The 20359-nt window shown below is 59.3% G+C and carries 17 protein-coding genes and 1 riboswitch; of the genes, 15 read left to right on the top strand and 2 right to left on the bottom strand.

Annotated elements, in window-relative coordinates; genetic code table 11:
* Positions 1 to 26 precede the first annotated feature (26 nt).
* The 8 genes from J3351_RS05100 (at position 27) to J3351_RS05065 (ending at position 7978) form a co-directional block, all read left to right on the top strand.
* On the top strand, positions 27 to 1457 hold the full coding sequence (locus J3351_RS05100; protein WP_227622307.1) for an LCP family protein: 1431 nt from the start codon (positions 27 to 29) through the stop codon (positions 1455 to 1457).
* Between the two features lie 21 nt (positions 1458 to 1478).
* Complete coding sequence (gene rsfS, locus J3351_RS05095) at positions 1479 to 1859, top strand: ribosome silencing factor (RefSeq protein WP_156068715.1); 381 nt, start codon at positions 1479 to 1481, stop codon at positions 1857 to 1859.
* 51 nt (positions 1860 to 1910) lie between these two features.
* A complete protein-coding gene (gene leuS, locus J3351_RS05090) occupies positions 1911 to 4460 on the top strand; it encodes a leucine--tRNA ligase (protein WP_207697238.1) in 2550 nt (849 codons plus the stop codon).
* A gap of 143 nt (positions 4461 to 4603) precedes the next feature.
* Positions 4604 to 4780, top strand: coding sequence for a 30S ribosomal protein S21 (rpsU, locus tag J3351_RS05085; RefSeq protein WP_005928271.1), 177 nt, complete (start codon positions 4604 to 4606; stop codon positions 4778 to 4780).
* Between the two features lie 277 nt (positions 4781 to 5057).
* Entirely contained in the window at positions 5058 to 5561 is a 504-nt protein-coding gene (locus tag J3351_RS05080; RefSeq protein WP_156061865.1) for a YqeG family HAD IIIA-type phosphatase, read from the top strand.
* Positions 5558 to 6478: a TIM barrel protein gene (locus J3351_RS05075; RefSeq protein ID WP_156069165.1), complete on the top strand. Its 921-nt coding sequence runs from the start codon at positions 5558 to 5560 to the stop codon at positions 6476 to 6478. The genes J3351_RS05080 and J3351_RS05075 overlap by 4 nt, the downstream gene beginning before the upstream one ends.
* A gap of 207 nt (positions 6479 to 6685) precedes the next feature.
* Positions 6686 to 7243: an elongation factor P gene (gene efp, locus J3351_RS05070; protein ID WP_005932902.1), complete on the top strand. Its 558-nt coding sequence runs from the start codon at positions 6686 to 6688 to the stop codon at positions 7241 to 7243.
* 162 nt (positions 7244 to 7405) lie between these two features.
* Complete coding sequence (locus tag J3351_RS05065; RefSeq protein WP_207697237.1) at positions 7406 to 7978, top strand: CD1247 N-terminal domain-containing protein; 573 nt, start codon at positions 7406 to 7408, stop codon at positions 7976 to 7978.
* 54 nt (positions 7979 to 8032) lie between these two features.
* On the opposite strand, the gene J3351_RS05060 is transcribed toward J3351_RS05065, so the two are convergent.
* Entirely contained in the window at positions 8033 to 8320 is a 288-nt protein-coding gene (locus tag J3351_RS05060; RefSeq protein WP_005932907.1) for a hypothetical protein, read from the bottom strand.
* Positions 8321 to 8470: 150 nt separating this feature from the next.
* A riboswitch (ZMP/ZTP riboswitch) is annotated at positions 8471 to 8558 on the top strand.
* Positions 8559 to 8609: 51 nt separating this feature from the next.
* Between J3351_RS05060 and J3351_RS05055 the strand changes: the two genes are divergently transcribed.
* Together J3351_RS05055 and J3351_RS05050 are read left to right on the top strand one after the other, a co-directional pair.
* Positions 8610 to 10271, top strand: a complete 1662-nt coding sequence (locus J3351_RS05055) for a formate--tetrahydrofolate ligase (protein WP_197036298.1) — start codon at positions 8610 to 8612, stop codon at positions 10269 to 10271.
* Between the two features lie 90 nt (positions 10272 to 10361).
* On the top strand, positions 10362 to 10946 hold the full coding sequence (locus J3351_RS05050; protein WP_035394109.1) for a hypothetical protein: 585 nt from the start codon (positions 10362 to 10364) through the stop codon (positions 10944 to 10946).
* A 479-nt stretch (positions 10947 to 11425) separates the two neighbouring features.
* On the opposite strand, the gene J3351_RS05045 is transcribed toward J3351_RS05050, so the two are convergent.
* Complete coding sequence (locus J3351_RS05045) at positions 11426 to 12328, bottom strand: GDSL-type esterase/lipase family protein (RefSeq protein ID WP_156068723.1); 903 nt, start codon at positions 12326 to 12328, stop codon at positions 11426 to 11428.
* Positions 12329 to 12510: 182 nt separating this feature from the next.
* On the opposite strand from J3351_RS05045, the gene J3351_RS05040 reads away from it, so the two are divergent.
* From J3351_RS05040 to secA, 5 genes are all read left to right on the top strand, one after another.
* Positions 12511 to 13662, top strand: a complete 1152-nt coding sequence (locus J3351_RS05040; protein ID WP_156064986.1) for a cysteine desulfurase family protein — start codon at positions 12511 to 12513, stop codon at positions 13660 to 13662.
* A 175-nt stretch (positions 13663 to 13837) separates the two neighbouring features.
* Positions 13838 to 15037, top strand: coding sequence for a tRNA uracil 4-sulfurtransferase ThiI (gene thiI / locus J3351_RS05035; RefSeq protein WP_005932913.1), 1200 nt, complete (start codon positions 13838 to 13840; stop codon positions 15035 to 15037).
* A 5-nt stretch (positions 15038 to 15042) separates the two neighbouring features.
* Positions 15043 to 16362, top strand: coding sequence for a competence/damage-inducible protein A (locus J3351_RS05030; RefSeq protein WP_207697236.1), 1320 nt, complete (start codon positions 15043 to 15045; stop codon positions 16360 to 16362).
* A 19-nt stretch (positions 16363 to 16381) separates the two neighbouring features.
* Complete coding sequence (locus tag J3351_RS05025) at positions 16382 to 17275, top strand: CinA family protein (RefSeq protein WP_207697235.1); 894 nt, start codon at positions 16382 to 16384, stop codon at positions 17273 to 17275.
* A gap of 201 nt (positions 17276 to 17476) precedes the next feature.
* Positions 17477 to 20317 (top strand): preprotein translocase subunit SecA, encoded by a 2841-nt coding sequence (gene secA, locus J3351_RS05020; protein ID WP_207697234.1) that lies wholly within the window; start codon positions 17477 to 17479, stop codon positions 20315 to 20317.
* The last annotated feature ends 42 nt before the right edge of the window (positions 20318 to 20359 follow it).

The following is a 20359-nucleotide window of genomic DNA, read 5'->3' as shown; positions in this document are numbered from 1 at the left end:
ATAAAAAAGCTGGAGGAACCGAACGAATGAGTCAAGGTCCGCGTCATATCAATACAGACCGCTCGCTGAACCGTCCCACGGAGCAGCGCCCCACGGAGGCCTCAGCCCTGCATCAGGTGTCGCTGTCCGGGCAGCCGGATTTCTTCCAGAACGAACAGCCCGCACCCCAGCGGCCGGAACCGCCCCGCCAGAGCGCAGGCGGCGGACGCGGCGGCAACGGCGGCAGTCAGCCGCCCCGGCACGCGGCCCCCGCTGATGCCCCCCGCCGCCGCAAAAAGAAGAAAAAGACCCCCGTGTGGCTGCCGATGGCTGTGACGCTGGCGGTGCTGGCCGTGATCTCGGGCGTGGTGGTCTACGCCGTGAACATGGTGAACAAGGTGGAGGATAATCTGAAGCCCGAGGAGAACGCGACCTCGCTGGTGGAGGAGATCCAGACGCTGGAGGAGTACAAGGGCGATGTGGTGAACATCCTTGTCTGTGGCATCGACTATGAGGAGGGCCGCGCCTATTCCTCGGACGGCAGCAACGACGGCATGACGGATATGATCCTGTACTGCCAGTTCGATATCAAGGGCGGTGCCCTGCGGATGCTGCAGATCCCCCGCAACAGCCTTGTTGCGACCCAGAACCGCAAGATCACCCTTTCCAACGGCAAGACCTACGCGGCTACCAACTATCAGATCAACTCGGTGGCCCTCTCCAACGGCGGCGACATTGCCGCGCTGGCGGAGGTCATCTATGACCAGTACAAACTGCCCATCGACTACTATGTGACCATTGATATGCAGGCACTGGTGGAAATGGTGGACAACTTCGGCGGCATCGAGGTGTATATCCCCCACGATATGTCCTTTGCGGGCAGTGTCCTGAAGCAGGGCTACCGCAACCTGGACGGCGCATCGGCAGAATTCTTTGTCCGCTGCCGCCACGGCGAGGGCTACGCCAACTCGGATATCGACCGCCTGAACATGCAGCGCTACTTCTATGCCGGCCTGTTCAAGCGGGTGCGCAGCATGGGCGTGACCGATGTCATTGCGCAGCTGCCCCTGATCTTCAACAACTATATCCACACGGATATGGATCTGACCACCATTGCCAAGATGCTGGTGTCCTTTACCCGCATCGACAGTGGGAACATCATGCTGGCCCAGACCCCTGTGTTCATGGGCGTGCCCAATGTGGGCAAGACCAGCAGCTTTGACGGATACTCCTGCGTGGTGCCGGATGCCGGTTCCATTGCAGAGCTGCTGAACACCTATTTCCGCAATTACACCGGCCCCGTGAGCGCCGAGGAAATGAACCTTGTGACCAACAACTGGCCCCACGGCACCGCTTCCACCAGCGCCAACGTCCAGTTCGTGGGACAGCTGGACAAGGAGTCCGATGATGCCATCCTGAGCGGCGATACCGACGTGGCAGGTGCGACCACCACCGACGGCCAGGCCGCAGGACAGTAACAAACCAGAGAGGAGACTTTTATGGAAAACAAGATCGACAGCAAGACCCTTGCCATTGAGATCGCAAAGATCCTGGATAAGAAAAAGGCCGTGGATGTCCGCGTGCTCAAAGTGGAGAGCCTGACCGTTCTGACCGATTACTTCGTCATTGCTTCCGGCACCTCCACCACCCAGGTGGGTGCTCTGGCCGACGAGGTGGAGTACGAGCTTTCTCAGAAGGGCATCGAGCCCTACACCACCGAGGGCTTCGACTCCAAGAACTGGGTGCTGCTGGATTATTCCAGCGTCATTGTGCACGTCTTTGTGCCCAACACCCGCACCTACTATGATCTGGAACATCTGTGGGCCGATGGTCAGCCCATGGATATCTCGGAATATCTGACCCCGGAAAACAGTCTGTAAGCTTCCCTGCCTGCAAGGGCGGCTGCCGAATATGAGGAGTGATTGAAAGCTATGAAGTATGATTACAAGGCCGTTGAGGCCAAGTGGCAGAAGGTGTGGGAGGACGAAAAGACCTTCCATGTCGAGATCGACCACAAAAAGCCCAAGTTCTATGCGCTGGTGGAGTTCCCGTATCCCTCGGGTGCGGGCCTGCATGTGGGCCACCCCCGCAGCTATACTGCCCTGGATGTGGTCAGCCGCAAGCGCCGCCAGAACGGCTACAACGTGCTGTACCCCATGGGCTGGGATGCCTTCGGTCTGCCCACCGAGAACTTTGCCATGAAGAACCACATCCACCCGGCCATCGTCACCAAAAAGAATGTGGATCACTTCCGTGAGCAGCTCAAGGCGCTGGGCTTCTCCTTTGACTGGGATCGCGAGATCAACACCACCGACCCCGAGTACTACAAGTGGACCCAGTGGATCTTCCTGCAGCTGTACAAGCACGGCCTGGCCTACAAGAAGGAAATGAACGTCAACTGGTGCACCGGCTGCAAGTGTGTGCTGGCAAACGAGGAAGTTGTCAACGGCGTGTGCGAGCGCTGCGGCAGCGAGGTCGTGCACAAGGTCAAAAGCCAGTGGATGCTCAAAATCACCGCTTACGCCGACAAGCTGATCGACGGCCTGGATGGTCTGGATTACATCGAGCGCGTTGCCACCCAGCAGAAGAACTGGATCGGCCGCAGCCATGGTGCAGAGGTGAACTTCGGTACCACCGCAGGCGATACCTTGACTGTTTACACCACCCGCTGTGATACCCTGTTCGGCGCTACCTACATGGTCGTCTCCCCGGAGCACGCCATGGTCAAGGAGTGGCTGGAAAAGGGCCTGCTCAAGAATGCGGATGCCGTTACGGCCTATCAGGCAGAGGCTGCCCGCAAGAGCGATTTCGAGCGCAGTGAGCTGAACAAGGAAAAGACCGGCGTGAAGCTGGAGGGCGTGATGGGCATCAACCCCGTCAACGACAAGCAGATCCCCATCTTTATCTCTGATTATGTCCTGTCTACCTACGGCACCGGTGCCATCATGGCTGTGCCCGCCCACGATACCCGCGACTGGGAGTTTGCCAAGAAGTTCGGCCTGCCCATCATCGAGGTGGTCAAGGGCAATACCGAGTCCAATCTGGACGAGGCTGCCTTTACCGATGTTGCCACCGGCACGCTGGTCAACTCCGGCTTCCTGAACGGCCTGTCTGTGACCGATGCCAAGAAAAAGATGATCGAGTGGCTGGAAGCCAACGGCAAGGGCTGCGATAAGGTGAACTACAAGCTGCGTGACTGGGTGTTCAGCCGTCAGCGCTACTGGGGCGAGCCGATCCCCATGGTCAAGTGTGAAAAGTGCGGCTGGCAGCCCCTGCCTGAGAGCAGCCTGCCCCTGACCCTGCCCGATATCACCGACTTTGAGCCGGGCCCCGATGGTGAGTCCCCGCTGGCCCGCCACACCGACTGGGTCAAGACCACCTGCCCCTGCTGCGGCGGTCCCGCCACCCGCGAGACCGACACCATGCCCCAGTGGGCCGGTTCCTCCTGGTACTTCCTGCGCTACATGGACCCCCACTGCAAGGACGCTCTGGCCTCCAAGGAGGCGCTGGAATACTGGTCTCCTGTGGACTGGTACAACGGCGGCATGGAGCACACCACCCTGCATCTGCTGTACAGCCGTTTCTGGCACAAGTTCCTGTACGATATCGGCGTGGTGCCCACTGCCGAGCCCTACCAGAAGCGCACCGCCCACGGCATGATCCTGGGCCTGAACCCCCACAGCTTTGTCAACCTGCCCGCTGACGAGCAGGAGAAGCTGCTGAAGGAGTACGGCAGCCAGAAGGCCGCCGAAAAGGCACTGGAAGAGAAGTATGGCGAGATGGCACGCCATCCCATCGTCAAGATGTCCAAGAGCCTGGGCAACGTCATCAACCCCGACGAGGTGGTGGACCAGTACGGTGCCGACACCATGCGTCTGTATGAGATGTTCATGGGCGACTTTGAGCAGGCCGCACCCTGGCAGACCTCTGCCATTGCCGGCTGCAACCGCTTCCTCGACCGCGTGTGGGCGCTGTCCGACAAGCTGGTGGAGGGCGAGGGCTATCGCCCCGCCATCGAGACCCTGATGCACCAGACCATCAAGAAGGTGGGCGCTGATATCGAGGGTCTGAAGATGAACACCGCCATCGCCCAGCTGATGACGCTGGTCAACGCCCTGTACGACAACGGCGGCGCGACCAAGGCCGAGCTGGAGACCGTTGTTCAGCTGCTGAACCCGTTTGCTCCCCATATGACCGAGGAGCTGTGGGAGAAGCTGGGCCACAGCCACAATGAGCAGCTGGCCTACTACCCCTGGCCTCAGTACGAAGAGGCCAAGTGCGTGGAGAGCACCGTGGAGATCGCCGTGCAGGTGAACGGCAAGGTGAAGGCCCGCCTGAAGGTGGCTGCCGACATCGATGCTGCCGCCGCCATTGCCGCCGCCAAGGCTGACCCCGCTGTTGCCGCCGCTCTGGAGGGCAAGCAGGTCGTCAAGGAGATCTACGTCAAGGGCCGTCTGGTCAACCTGGCTGTGAAGGGCTGATTATTCAGGCGCTTTGCCGGAGAGTTTTTTCAAAAAATCTTTCAAAAAAGGTTGACGAACGCATGAAAATGCGCTATACTGTCTACTGTTAGTTACCATGTAACAACGAAATTCCTGCCTCACGGTCCAAGGGAGGGAATAAGATGTCGGAAATTCGTGTTAAAGAGGGCGAGTCGCTGGAAAGCGCACTGCGTCGCTTCAAGCGCAGCACCGCTCGCAGCGGTGTGCTCGCAGAGGTTCGTAAGCGCGAGGCTTACGAGAAGCCGTCTGTTAAGCGCAAGAAGAAGTCCGAAGCAGCCCGCAAGCGCAAGTTCAAGTAATTAACTGCTTGAAATCGCACGTTGCTTTAGATTTCAAACGCGTTGCTAACGCCGATGTAGGAGAGCCTGAAACTCAGGCTCTCCTATTTTCATTTATGAAAAAGATAAACATCCTCGCCCTCTCCGTCATTGCTGCGCAATGCCACCTCTCCCAAGGGGAGAGGCTTTGGCAATCCGTGCAAAGTTATTGGTTTCGCCAGAGGCTCTCCCTTTGGGAGAGCTGGACGCGAAGCGGACTGAGAGGGTGAGCCTGTGAAAGGCAAAGAGAGGGTTCTGTATGTTAGTTACCCCCGAATATGTTTTTAAGGACGTTACCCATATCACGCCGGAGTGGCTGGCCCAAAAGGGCATCCGGGCGCTGGTGCTGGATATCGACAACACCCTGACCGCCGACCGCAGTCAGGAGCTGCCGGAAGAAGTGGCCGGGTGGCTGGAAACCATGCGCAGGGCGGGCGTAAAGCTGACCATCGTTTCCAACGGTGCCGAAAAGCGGGTGCGCCCCTTTGCGGAAAAGCTGGGCCTTGCCTACCTCTACCGCAGCGCCAAGCCCCTGCCCTTTGCGCTGGGAGTGGCCCGCCGCCGGATGCAGGTGAAGCGCCGGGAAATGGCCATGGTGGGCGACCAGCTCTATGCCGACCGGATGGCGGCGGCGCTCTATGGCATCCCGGGCCTGATGGTCATCCCCCGCGGACCGGATCTCGGGGCACAGGTGGTGCTCAAGCGCAAGTGGGAGAAAAAACACTGGCAGGAATACTACGACCGGGGAGGTAAGACCCTGTGAGTGAGTGGAAGATCCGGTTCGGCACTGCAGGCACCAGCGACAGTTTCACGGCCATGGGGTATAAGAACAGTCTGGACATTCCGGCCTATACCGAAAAAATGGGGCTGGATGCCTTTGAATACCAGTGCGGCCATGGAGTCCGGCTGGGGCTGGACAAGGCCCGGCAGATGGCTGACGATGCCGCCGCCCGGGGGATTCTGTTCAGCGTTCACGCGCCTTACTATATCAGTGCCTCCAGCCTGGATGAGGAAAAGCGGCTGAACAGCGTAAACTATCTGCTCCAGAGCGCGGCGCTCTGCAGGGCGCTGGGCGGCAGGCGGGTCATCTTCCACTCCGGCAGCTGCGGCAGGCAGAGCCGGGAAGCTGCTCTGGAAAAAGCGCTGGACACCCTGAAACGGGCGCAGGACGCGCTGGATGAAGCGGGCTTTGCCGAGATCATCCTCTGCCCTGAGACGATGGGAAAGATCGGCCAGCTGGGCACGCTGGAAGAAGTGCTGGCCCTCTGCGGGGTGGACAGACGCATCACCCCCTGCATCGACTTCGGCCACCTCAACGCCCGGACGCTGGGCGGCATCCGCTCCAAGGCGGATTATGCCGCTATCCTTGACCGCATCGGGGAGGCGCTGGGGGATGCGCGGGCCCGGCAGTTCCATGTCCACTTTTCCCGCATCGAGTATTCCAAGGGCGGTGAAAAGCGGCACTGGACCTTTGCCGAGACCCAGTTCGGCCCCGAACCCCAGCCCCTGATGGAGCTGCTGGCCGAGCGCGGGCTTGCACCTGTCATCATCTGTGAGAGCGCCGGTACGCAGGCGGAGGATGCGAAAACAATGAAGCGATTTTTTGAGGCTTGTCTTTGTACAACCTCTCAGTCGGGCTTGCGCCCGCCAGCTCCCCTTGTAGGGGAGCCTTTGGCATAAAGAGAAAGCTTCACCCGGCTGCCAAGGCCTCCCCTACTAGGGGAGGTGGCATCCCGAAGGGATGACGGAGAGGTTTGGTCCGTGTTTTTTTTTTCTGATTTTATCGTCTTTTTTGCTCAAACCCCTTGCCAAACCATGCGGGATTGAGTAAAATAAATAGAGATATGCGTTAAGCATCAATGAGATTTTACTAATGGAGGAATTCCTATGATTTCTGCAGGCGAGTTTCGCAACGGCGTGACCTTTGAGCAGGACGGCCAGGTTCTTCAGGTCGTTGAGTTCCAGCACGTGAAGCCCGGCAAGGGCGCTGCCTTTGTCCGCACCAAGACCAAGAACGTGATCACCGGCTCTGTGGTTGAGACCAGCTACAACCCGACCGCAAAGTTCCCTCAGGCTTTCATCGAGCGCAAGGACGTGACTTACAGCTATGAGGATGGCGATCTGTACCACTTCATGGACAACGAGACCTACGACGATATTCCCGTCAACGCTTCCGATGTGCCCGATAACTTCAAGTTCTGCAAGGAGAATGAGCCCTGCAAGCTGCTGAGCTATAAGGGCAAGGTCTTCAGCGTTGAGATCCCCAACTTTATCGAGCTGGAAGTCACCCAGACCGAGCCGGGTGTCAAGGGCAACACCGCCACCAACACCCTGAAGCCCGCTACTGTCGAGACCGGTGCTGAGATCCGCGTTCCTCTGTTCATCAACGAGGGCGACCACATCCGCATCGATACCCGCACCGGCGAGTATATGGAGCGCGTCTAATTTACCGACAGACCGGGCAGCGGGCAACCGTGTGCCCGGTTTTTGCTTCACAGGCTGAACCACCGTGCGGCGGAAAGTTTTCCGCTATGCCAAGGGCTCCCCTATTAGGGGAGCTGGCCGCGGAGCGGCCTGAGAGGTTATTTTAAATAGGAGGTCATTCTTATGAAGGAAAAGGCTGCATACCTGCGGGGCCTGATCGAGGGCCTGGGCATCGACGAGACCACCAAAGAGGGCAAGGTCATCAAGGCCATGAGCGAGCTGCTGGGCGAACTGGCAGAGGCTGTGGACGGCATCGATGAAGATGTGACCCGCGCCTACGACCAGATCAACGACCTGAGCGAGGAGCTGGAGGATCTGGAAGCCGACCTCTATGAGGACGATGAGGATGACGAGGAGCCCGAAGAAGAGGAAGAGGATACCGAAGAGGACGACAATGACGATGATATCGCCAGTGAGCCGTTCTATGAGGTGACCTGCCCCAACTGCGGCGAGACCGTTTACGTCAGCGAGGACGACCTGGACGCGGGCGAAGCAAACTGCGCCCACTGCGGCGTGACCTTTGAGGTCGCGCTGGAGGATGAGGACGAGGAGCAGGAGGAAGGCCCCGTGCAGTACGAGGTGACCTGCCCCGCCTGTGGTCAGACCACTGTGTTTGAGGAGGACGACCTGCTGGATGGCGCACCCAAGTGCCCCGGCTGCGGCAAGCCCCTGGACTTTGAAGTGACCGAAGAGTAAAGCACAACAAAAAGGACCGTCTCCTCAGCGGGAGACGGTCCTTTTTTATGCCGTTCAGCGGGTCTCGTTTGCCTTCTGCAGCCAGATGCTGCCAATGTCCAGTGCGTTGTACAGGCCATTCTTGGTGGTCTGGCGGAACACGCGGGCCTCAGGGGCCAGGCTGTCGTTGGTGGAAAAGACCTGAATGTGTACCTTATCGGCCACATCCATGCCGCCCACGGATTTGGTGCTCAGGATCTGCATCCGCAGCACATAGGGGTCGGTCATACGGCCGTAATACAGCTCGTTGTCCTTACGGACGAGGGGCTTGCCTTTATAAGTCAGTTTCGGTGTAAATGGCATCGTGAAAGCCTCCCTATCGTTTGATACACTTTAGTATAACACATCTGGCAGGATGGATGCAAGCCGCAGGGGCCGTACAGGCAGATTTTTCTTTGCGGACAGTTTCTGCTTGACAAACCACGGGCAGATGTGATATCTTTGACCCAGAAGAACGGGTTTGCCTGCTGACGGAACGTTGTGGAGCACCACAGTGCAGACAAAACCGGGTTTTGTTACGCCGACCGTCTGGGCAGCCTTGCGCTATTGGTGCGCAAAGCTGCCCTTTTTGCATTTCAGGGAGGATTTGAGCATGAAGTCTGATATCGAGATCGCACAGGAAGCCAAAATGAAGCCCATCACCGAGATCGCTGCCTCGCTGGGCCTTGCCGATGAGGATGTGATCCCCTATGGCCGCTACAAGGCCAAGATCAACCACCGCCTCATCCACAAGGCATCCAGGCAGGGCAAGATGGTCCTGGTCACGGCCATCAGCCCCACCCCGGCAGGCGAGGGCAAAACCACCACCAGCGTGGGCCTGGCCGATGCCATGAACGCTCTGGGCAAAAAGACCATGCTCTGCCTGCGTGAGCCCAGCCTTGGCCCCGTGTTCGGTGTCAAGGGCGGCGCGGCCGGCGGCGGTTATGCCCAGGTGGTGCCCATGGAGGATATCAACCTCCACTTTACCGGTGACCTGCATGCCATCGGCACCGCAAACAACCTGCTGGCTGCCATGATCGACAACAGCATCCAGCAGGGCAATCCCCTGAACATCGATCCCCGCCGCATCACCTGGAAGCGCTGCATGGATATGAACGACCGCCAGCTCCGCTTCATCGTGGATGGTCTGGGCGGCAAGGTCAACGGTACCCCCCGTGAGGACGGCTTTGATATCACCGTTGCCAGCGAGGTCATGGCGATCTTCTGCCTGGCCACCAGCATCTCCGACCTGAAGGAGCGGCTGTCGAAGATCGTTTGCGCCTACACCTACGAGGGCAAGCCCGTCACGGCTGGCGACATCGGTGCCGCCGGTGCCATGACCGCGCTGCTCAAGGATGCCCTTGACCCGAACCTCGTTCAGACGCTGGAAAACAACCCCGCCATCATCCACGGCGGCCCCTTTGCCAACATTGCCCACGGCTGCAACAGCGTCATGGCCACTAAGCTCAGCCTCTCGCTGGCCGATTACGTCATCACGGAGGCAGGCTTCGGTGCAGATCTGGGTGCCGAGAAGTTCCTGGATATCAAGTGCCGCTATGCCGGCATCGCCCCCAGCGCCTGCGTGCTGGTGGCCACTGTCCGTGCCCTCAAGAGCCACGGCGGCGTTGCCAAGGCTGACCTGAACCAGCCGAATCTCGAGGCTGTCAAGGCTGGTGCCTCCAACCTTGTGCGCCACATCGACAACCTGAAGAACGGCTTTGGCCTGCCTGTGGTGGTGGCCATCAATGCCTTCCCCACTGACACCCCGGAGGAGCAGGCATACGTTGAACAGGTCTGCGCCGAGCAGGGCGTGCCCTGCGTCCTGAGCGAGGTGTTCGCCAAGGGCGGCGAGGGCGGCAAGGCTCTGGCCGAGAAGGTGCTGGAGGTCATGGAGGATCGTCCCATCCAGTACGTCTACCCGCTGGAGATGCCCCTGAAGCAGAAGGTGGAAGCCATCGCCAAAAAAATCTACCGTGCCGATGGTGTGAATTTCAGCGCCGCCGCTTCCAAGACACTGGCCGAACTGACAGAACTGGGCTACGGCGACCTGCCGGTCTGTATCGCCAAGACCCAGTACAGTTTCAGCGATAACGCCAAGCTGACGGGTGCGCCCACCGGCTTTACCATGGAGGTGCGGGAAGTCCGCCTTGCCGCCGGTGCCGGTTTCGTGGTGGTCATCTGCGGCAACATTATGACCATGCCCGGCCTGCCCAAGAAGCCCGCCGCCGTCAATATCGACGTGGATGCTGAGGGAAAGATCACGGGGCTGTTCTGATTGAAAAAATATGAAGTCCCATGTCCGCACCGTTAAGGTGCTGGGTATGGGACTTTTTAGCTCAACAAATCGGAAGCGGTGGAGAAAAAGATGAAAGCTTACCACATGAGTCAGACACTGCAAGTTGGGGATAAATTAAAAGCTGGATACAAGAGAAATGAAATTCGTTGTAGAGAGGTTATCAGCACATTAGAACAATCTGAACAGTGTCTCGAAACAACGATTGCGTCGATGAAATTGCAAGGTGATGAATGGCGTGAATATGTAAAATGGTGTGTTGAAGGAATCTTTGAATTTGTAAGAGAAACCGAATTTTCTTTTCTTCCAAGCCGTTTAAATTGCAGCTACTATTTCGACAATATTGAATATTATAAAGTGTTATATGAAGCTGGCTGGGCTCAGAAATCGGAAGAAGAGAGAACGCAAATTCGACTTTTTGAGGTTGACCTTGAAGAAGAGAAACCTACAAAATATGATATGCTTCTTTTCGATGAAGCTTTTGATGTTATGTTGAACACAAAAAATATAAAGGGTGTAGTAGAATGCGCCCGAAAATATTTTTCTGGAGAATGTAGCAATAACCCTGTTTGGGAAATTATGAGTGACAAACCGGCGATAGCAACAAAAGATATAACGGAAATCTTACTTGATTGCCTTGGCCGGGTCAAACAATGAAAACATTTAGTTTTATTGTTTGGCAAATCAAAATACCATTCTATGAAATCCCTGTGTTAGGCCACTCTCCCTTTTCTATATACAAATCAACTATAAGATGTTATGCAGAAATTATTCTGAGGCTGAAAGTTTCCAGTGATCCGGAAGAATACAAAAACTCTATTATCACGATGTGGAGCATCAGCCAGAAACGCTTCCGTCGTCTTTTGCGTCAGAGTGAGATACTTTACAAAAAGGGATAAATGTGGTATCCTAAACATAGGATAAGAAAGGTATTTGAGGTGGTCAATTTCGTGGCAGCCACACGCCGATGGTAACGACAAGGGCTTAGGCTCTGAGAGATGCAGGAGAACGCCACGCCTGCCAAATACCAATCGATGGGGAACGGTTTAGATGCCGTTCCCCGTTCCTGTTTGTATGACAAAACCGCCCTTCCGGTTTGATACCGGAAGGGCGGTTTTTCTATACGAATATTCAGCTTAAGCCGTCTGTTGGCCCACGGTGTGGGTGGCGAGATATTCCACCCAGGCGGGGTAGCCCTCGGGCTTGATGTGGATGCCGTCGGGTTGGGCGTATTCGGCTTTCAGGTCACCATTGTCGTCGGCAAGGGCTTCCCACAGGTTCAGAAAAGCGCAGTTCTTTTCCAGCGCAATGGCAGCCAGCTCATTGTTGATCTCGCACAGCCGCTCTTTGTACAGGCCGGGATGGCTGCTGCGCACCTCGGGCCGGACAGGCGTAATGGACTGCACGTAGATCTGCGTGTTGGGCAAGGCCTGGGAGATCATATCCAGCATGAGCCGGTAGTAGGTGAGAAAGCTGGAATAATCCCCGTCCCGGTTGAGCACGTTGGTGCCCAGCAGGATATACAGCACGGGGGGCTGCCGGGCTGTCAGCACCTCCATGGGGACCTCGGTGCCGCCATCGGAGCGCTTGCAGGTGGTGCCATTGACCACGACGCTGGGGTTTGCGCCCCGGTAGGCGCAGAAAGAGGCCTCCGGCAGGCCGCTGGAATAGATCTGCATCCCCTGCGTCAGGCTGTCGCCCAGAAAACAGACGTTGGCAAAATAACTGCGGTCCACGGCGGTGGTGCGGTCCAGCGCGGCCAGCCGGAAATCCATGGCGGTGGACCCGGCAGAGGTGGTCTGCACGGTCAGCCGCCGCGCGGGCGTGTAGCTGATGGTGTTCCACTCGCTGCTCTGCAGCTCCTGCTGGAAGATGGTCGGGCCCTGCACGGCGGCAGGGCTCTGCTCCCGGTGGAGGCGCTTCCACAGCAGGCCCACGGCGCTGAGCAGGATGAGCAGCACCAGCAGCCCGGCAACGGCAAAATTCCTGCGCCAGCGCTTGCGCAGGATGCGGCGGCGGTATTCCTGATAATCGGCCATAAAAACACCCGGCTTTCTTTGTGTTTGTTACCCTCATTATACAGCACCCGGCGGGGCCGTGCAAGTGGGCCGTGCTACTTTACGGCGGCAGATGCTTTGTGGTATAATCATCATGGTTTAGTATGAAATCCTGTCGGCGGCGGGTGCCGCTGGCGTAACTGAGAAAGCAGGAATCAAAATTTATGCTGCAAAACCCTGAATTGCATTATCTGGACAACGCCGCTACCACCATCGTGGCCCCGGAAGTGGCGGATGTCATCAACAAGGCCATGCGGGAGCACTGGGCCAACCCGTCCAGCCTGTATGCCCCCGGTGCCCGGAGCGAGGAAGCCCTGAATGCCGCCCGCGCCGCCGTGGCCCGCACCCTGGGCTGCAAGAGCCGGGAGCTCTATTTTACCTCCTGCGGCAGCGAGAGCAACAACATGGCCCTGCTGGGCGCGGCCCTGACCCGCAGGTTCGGCAAGGGCATCGTGGTGTCCGGCTTTGAGCACCCCAGTGTGCAGAAGCCGCTGGAGCGTCTGGCCGCCATGGGCTATGATGTGACCGTGGTGGACCCCGGCCCGGACGGCACGTTGGACATCGACCGGATGCTGGACCATGTGGACAAAAACACCATCCTTGTGGCCTGCATGATGGTCAACAATGAGGTCGGCACCCGGAACGATGTGGAGCGTCTGGCCGCCGAGGTCAAGCGCCGCAACAGCCGCACCATCGTCCATGTGGATGCCGTGCAGGCCTGGATGCGGGTGCCCATCAAGCTGGCGAACATCGACACGCTGGCTGTCAGCGGCCACAAGATCCACGCACCCAAGGGCATTGGTGCGCTCTACCTGAGCGACAGCCTGTATCAGGCGTTCCAGGCTCCCTATCTGGGCGGTGAGCAGGAGCGGGAGAAGCGCCCCGGCACCGAGAACCTGCCCTATGCGCTGGGCCTTGCTGCCGCGGCCACCCGCCTGAACAAGACCATGAAGAGCCGGGATGCTGCTGTGCGCGCCCTGAACCAGCGCCTGCGGGAGGGGCTGAAAGCCTTTCCGGAAGTGGTCATCAACAGTCCGGACAATGCGGTGCCCGAGGTGCTGAACTTCAGCGAGAACTGCATCAAGAGCGAGACCATGCTGGCCCATCTGGCACAGCAGCAGGTCTATGTCTCCTCGGCCAGTGCCTGCGGCCGGGGGCAGCCCAGCCATACCCTTGCCGCCATGGGCAGGGACCCGCTGGCCATTGATACGGCCATCCGCGTGTCCTTCTGTGCGGACAACACCCCCGAGGATGTGGACGCGTTCCTCAACGCCTTCGAGGACGGAATGAAGCATTTGCAGAGAATCAAAAAGTAAAAGAGGAAAGCATCCTCACCCTCTCAGGTCGCTCCGCGTCCAGCTCCCCCAAAGGGGGAGCTCTTGACAAAACCGGAAACTTTGCGTGGAATGCCAAGGCCTCCCACTTTGGGGGAGGTGGCAGCGCGTCAGCGCTGACGGAGAGGGTGAGCCAGCGATAATTAAGGAGAACTCTATGCGTGAAATTATTATGGGCTATCAGGGCGAGATGTCCCTGAAGGGCCTGAACCGCAACCAGTTTGAGTCGGCTATGATGAAGATCCTGCGCTACCGGCTCAAGACCGTGGGCAAGTTCAAGGTGTACTGCACCCAGTCTACCTTTTATATGGAGCCCGAGGAAGAGGACGTGGACATGGATCTGGCCTTTGACCGGGTGCGCACCGTGTTCGGTCTGGCGGCGCTGAGCCGTGCCGTGGTCTGCGAAAAGGACTTTGATACCATCTGCCGGACTGCGGAGGAGTATCTGGGCGACAGCCTGCACGGCATCAAGACCTTCAAGGTGGAGGCCCGCCGTTCGGATAAGACCTACCCCATGACCAGCCCTGAGTTGATGCGGGAGCTGGGCGCTTACCTGCTGGGGCTGCACAACTACCTGCGGGTGGATGTGAAGAACCCCCAGTTTAAGGTCATTGTGGAGATTCGCGATTACGGCGCGTATATTCACGGCCCGAAAATACCCGGAGAGGGTGGCCTGCCCGTGGGTACCTCCGGCCGTGCCCTGAATATGCTCTCCGGCGGCATCGACAGCCCGGTGGCCGCTTACCGGATGGCAAAGCGCGGTCTGGCCCTGGATCACATCCATTTTGCGTCCCCTCCGTATACTTCTGAGCGCGCAAAACTGAAAGTTAAAGCTCTGGCCCAGAAGATCACCCCCTATACCGGCAGCTCCAACCTGTTTGTGGTGCCCTACACCAAGCCGCAGGAGTATATCCGGGACAATGCCCCCGATGTGCTGTTCACGGTGCTGATGCGCCGCAGCATGATGCGCATTGCCAATCGTATTGCCACCAGACAGGGCTGCGAGGCCCTCATCACCGGCGAGAGTCTGGCTCAGGTGGCAAGCCAGACCGTCAAGGCCCTGCAGTGCACCGATGCCGCCCAGGATCTGCCCATCCTGCGCCCGCTGATCGGCATGGACAAGACCGAGATCATCGAGACTTCCCGCCACATTGGCACCTACGAGACCAGCATCCTGCCCTATGAGGACTGCTGCACCATCTTCACCCCGCCGCACCCGAAGATCCGCCCCGAGCTGGCAGAGATCCTGGAGGCCGAAGCCGCCATGCCCGGTCTGGCAGAGCTGGAGGCCGAAGCTGCTGAGAACACCGAGCGGATCCGCATCCGCATTACGGACGAGATCGAGTTTGAGGGGTGAGCGGCATGACAGCGGAGATCATCAGTGTGGGCACCGAGCTGCTGCTCGGCAACATCCTCAACACCAACGCCCAGTACCTGAGCCGGGAGCTTGCTGAGCTGGGCATTACGGTCCAGCGGGAGAGCACCATCGGCGACAATCAGGGGCGGCTGGCGGACTTTGTCAACGAGGCAAAGAACCGCTGTGACCTGCTGGTATTCACCGGCGGTCTGGGCCCCACGGCAGACGACCTGACCAAGGAGACCGTTGCCGCCTGCTATGACGATACGCTGGTCTTTGACGAGAGCGAGTGGGAGAAGATCACCGATTATTTTGCCCGCTCCGGCCGGGTGACCACGCCCAACAACCGCAAGCAGGCCATGGTGCCTGTAAAGGGGCATAAGATCATCAACCACCACGGCACCGCCCCCGGTGCATGGTTTGAGCAGGAGGGCCGCTGTGCTGTCCTGATGCCGGGCGTGCCCAGCGAGATGAAGGCCATGTGGAACGAGAGCGTCCGCCCCCTGCTGATGAAGCGTCAGAACTGCACCCTGCACTCTGTCACCCTGCGGGTGCTGGGCGGCGAGAGCAGCCTGGAATATCAGGTGCGTGATCTGCTGGAAAACGCCAACCCGACTGCTGCCATCTACTGTAAGACCGGTGAGTGCGAGATCCGCATCACCGCCCGGGCTGCTTCCGATGCGGAAGGCGAAAAAATGTGCCGGGAATATGCCAAAAAGTTCTATGATCTGCTGGGTGATGCGGTGTATGATGAGGATGTGGCCGGGCTGGAGGAGACACTGGTGCGCACCTTAAAGGAAAAGGGGCTCACCCTCTCCACCGCCGAGAGCTGCACCGGCGGGCTGATCGCACAGCGTATCACCTCGGTGCCGGGCTCCAGTGAAGTGTTCGGCTACGGCTTTGTGACCTATTGGGAGGCTGCTAAGGCCAGGCTGGTGGGCGTGGAACCGGATGTCATTGCAAAGTACAATGTGGTGTCGGCCCCCGTGGCCGCCCAGATGGCGCTGGGGGCCGCCCAGGCCGCTGGTGCTGAGATCGGCATCAGCGTGACCGGCGTGGCCGGGCCGACCGGTGGAGATGCCCTCCGCCCGGTGGGCACGGTGTATCTGGGCGCGGCCCGGGGCGAGACGGTGTATGTAAAAAAGCTGTCCGTCTCCCGGCCCGACCGTGCATTGGTGCGTGCCCGCGCCGCGCAGGCTGCCCTGGAGTTGGCCTTGCGGCTGGCACAGGGAAAAGTTCCCGCAGGCACAGAGCCCCTTGCCCGGGACGCACAGCACAGCGCCGAAGCGCTGGACAAGCTGAACGAGGTGTTCCTGGGCCACTAAAAGGCAGGGGGAATGCAGGGTGACACAGCAACAGGAGACCGGGTGTGTGCTGCGGTTGTTCGGTGCGCAGTCCACAGCGGTGGGCAAAACGGTGGAAAACTTTCCGCCCCAGTGGCGGGCCGCAGCCCAGTGGAAGAGCCGGGGTGCGGAAACGCTGGTGGCCCTGCAGGCGCAGAGCTCTTCCGGGCTGAAAAAGGCCGCGCAGGCCCTGCGGCAGGCGTTTTCGGCAGACCTGTACGGGGCAGGGGAGACCACTCTGCCTGCCGCCGTGGTGGAGGCGCTGGAACGGCACGATAAGCTGCTCATCTGCGCGGATGCTGCCGCCGGTGCCCTGCTGGAAGCCCGGCTCGAGAACCTGCCCGGGGCCGAGAAGGTCTTTGATTTTGGTGCGGTGAGCTATGCCAACCCCAAGACCGGCCCGTTGATCGAAAAGCGTGCCCGCCTGCCCAAAGACTGCACTGACCCGCTCCGGCAGGCGCTGGCCCGGGCCCAGGCTGCCCGCCGCGTGGTGGGGGCGGATCTCTCCGCCGCCTGTGCCGAGCGGGAAAGTGACTGTGTGCTGGTGCTCAGCTGCAGGAAGGGCTGCTTTCTGCGCACCGTCCCGGCGGGGGAGAACCCCGCCCTCTGGCTGCTGGATATCATCCGGCGCACGGCGGCAAACAAGCCTCAGGCTGAGGGGACAGGCTTCCTGCCTGCCCGCAGGGCTGCAAAGAAGGACGTTTCGCCCGGCCCCCAGCCCAGGCGGCATCCCCTGCGCCGGGTGTGCATGACGCTGCTGGTGCTGGCTCTGCTGGCGGCTCTCGCCGCGGTGGGGGCGTGGAAATATACCAACGGCAATTTCTACGCTCTGCCGGAACAGCTGCACACCCTGCTGACGGAGCACGTTCCCCGCCCGGGGGCGACATTGGTATAGGACCGACCCTCTCCGTCATTGCTGCGCAATGCCGGAGAGGGTCTTTTTTTCTAAATTAACAGAAAGTTCACCCAAAAAACGGATAAAATCTATCCATCGGGTTTGACGGGTTTTCAGCTTTGGTGTATCATATAAACAGTATGTGGTTTTTCCGCTGTTGGGCGGCCTGCCGCCCCGATTTTTGATAGATGAGGTGTAACAATGTCCCTTGCTGAAAAACTCTTTGGCAGCTTCTCTGACCGGGAGCTGAAAAAGATCAATCCCATTACCAAAAAGGTGCTGGCACTGGAAACAAAGTATCAGCCGATGTCCGATGCCGAGCTGCAGGCGCAGACCCCGGCCCTGAAAGAGCGGCTGGCAAACGGCGAGACGCTGGATGATATCCTGCCCGATGCCTTTGCTGTCTGCCGCGAAGCTGCCTGGCGTGTGCTGGGCATGAAGCACTTCCCTGTGCAGATCATGGGCGGCATTGCCCTGCACCGCGGCTCCATTGCCGAGATGCAGACCGGTGAAGGCAAGACCCTGGTGGCCACCCTGCCCGCCTACCTGAACGCCCTGACCGGCGAGGGCGTGCACATCGTCACCGTCAACGATTACCTGGCCAAGCGCGACAGCGAGTGGATGGGCAAGCTCTACCGCTGGCTGGGCCTGAATGTCGGCCTGATCGTGCAGGGCATCGATGGCGATGCCCGCCGCCGCGCCTACAACGCCGATATCACCTACGGTACCAACAATGAGTACGGCTTCGACTACCTGCGCGACAACATGGTGACCTATAAGGACAACATGGTGCAGCGCGGCCACGCCTTTGCCATCGTCGATGAGGTGGACTCCATCCTGATCGATGAGGCCCGCACCCCTCTGATCATCTCCGGCAAGGGCGAGGATTCCTCCAGCCTGTACACTCAGGTGGATCGCTTCGTCCGCACCCTGCACAAGAGCGTGGTGGTCGAGCTGGAAGATAAGGTGGAGGCCGATGAGCAGACCGACGGCGATTATGTCGTGGATGAAAAGCACAAGACCTGCACCCTGACCGCCAAGGGCATCCAGAAGGCCGAGGAATACTTCAAGGTCGAGAATCTGGCCGCCGCAGAGAACATGACCCTGGCCCACCACATCGATCAGGCCATCAAGGCTTACGGCGTGATGCAGAAGGATATCGACTATGTCGTGAAGAACGGCGAGGTCATCATTGTGGACGAGTTCACCGGCCGCCTGATGATCGGCCGCCGCTACAACGAGGGCCTGCATCAGGCCATTGAGGCCAAGGAGGGCGTGAAGATCGCCGCCGAGAGCAAGACGCTGGCGACCATCACCTTCCAGAACTACTTCCGTATGTACAAGAAGCTGTCCGGTATGACCGGTACCGCCAAGACGGAAGCCACCGAGTTCACCGAGATCTACGGCCTGAACATCGTCACCGTGCCCACCAACCGCCCCAACATCCGCAAGGATTACCCGGACGCGGTCTACAAGACCGTCAACGGCAAGTACAAGGCTGTCATCGAGCAGGTGCTGGAATGCCACAAGAACGGCCAGCCGGTTCTGGTGGGTACCGTCAGCGTGGAAAAGAGCGAGACGCTGGCCAAAATGCTGCAGAAGTACACCCGCGATTTCAATGTCCTGAACGCCAAGAACCATGAGCGCGAGGCTGAGATCGTGGCGCAGGCCGGCAAAAAGGGTGCCATTACCATTGCCACCAACATGGCAGGCCGTGGTACCGATATCATGCTGGGCGGCAACGCCGAGTTCATGGCCAAGGCCCAGATGCGCAGGGAACACTTCTGTGAGAACCTGCTCGACCCCGAAAAGCCGCAGGATGCCGACCCGAATGCGGTGGAGCTCCTGCTGACCGAGGCCGACGGCCACGGCGACACCAACGATGAAAAGATCCTGGCGGTGCGGAAACGGTTTGAGGAGCTGTATGCCCAGTATAAGCCGGCCATCAGCGCCGAGGCAGAGGAAGTGCGCAAGGCCGGTGGTCTGTTCATCATCGGCACGGAGCGGCACGAGAGCCGCCGCATTGATAACCAGCTGCGCGGCCGTGCAGGCCGTCAGGGCGACCCCGGCGCGTCCCGCTTCTACCTGAGCCTGGAAGATGACCTGATGCGCCTGTTCGGCGGTGACCGCGTTTCCAACCTGATGGATACCCTCAAGCTGGACGAGGATACCCCCATTGAGAACCGGATGATCACCAGCACGCTGGAGAGCGCCCAGAAAAAGCTGGAGGGCCGCAACTTTGAGATCCGTAAGAACGTGCTGAAGTACGACGACGTGATGAATCAGCAACGCGAGATCATCTATGGCCAGCGCCGCAAGGTGCTGGACGGTGAGGATATCAGCACCGAGATGCACAACATGCTGCGGGAAAACATTGATTCCAGCTGCAAGCAGTTCCTGGCCGGAGATGTGAAGGACGAGTGGGACTTTGGTGCCCTGCGCCGCCACTATCAGGGCTGGCTGACCACCGATGCCGACTTCCACTACACTGTGGCCGATTACGACAGCCTCTCCCAGAAGGGCATCGCCGATCTGCTCTACGACCGCGGAATGCAGATCCTGCAGGCCAAAGAGGTGCGGTACGGCGCACCGGTCATGCGTGAGCTGGAGCGCATCTGCCTGCTCAAGTGCGTGGACCGGATGTGGATGGATCACATCGACAACATGGACCAGCTGCGTCAGGGCATCGCCCTCCGCGGCTACGGCCAGAAGGACCCCGTGGTGGAGTACCGCATCGAGGGCTTTGACATGTTCGACCAGATGGTGGATTCCATCCGTGAGTCCAGCATCAAGATGCTGCTGACCATCGAGGTGCGGCAGGCCGGTGCAGCCCCCAAACGGGAGCAGGTGGCCAAGCCCACCGGCGAGGGCTTTGTGCCCGGCAACGGCGCGCCCGGTGTCAAGGGTGCCCCCAAGGGCCAGCCTGTCCGGGTCATCAAGATCGGCCGCAATGACCCCTGCCCCTGCGGCAGCGGCCTCAAGTGGAAAAAGTGCACCTGCGCCCAGTATCACCCCGAAGGAAGCAACGGCGGGGAAAACTGAGTTGGTAACTAGAAATAGTTGCAAATAGAGAAAAACGTGCTA

The sequence above is a fragment of the Faecalibacterium sp. Marseille-Q0746 genome, assembly GCF_017377595.1.
Lineage (GTDB): Bacteria > Bacillota > Clostridia > Oscillospirales > Ruminococcaceae > Faecalibacterium > Faecalibacterium duncaniae.
Note: the sequence above shows the minus strand (reverse complement) of the source record. Positions and strands in the feature narration are given on the sequence as shown.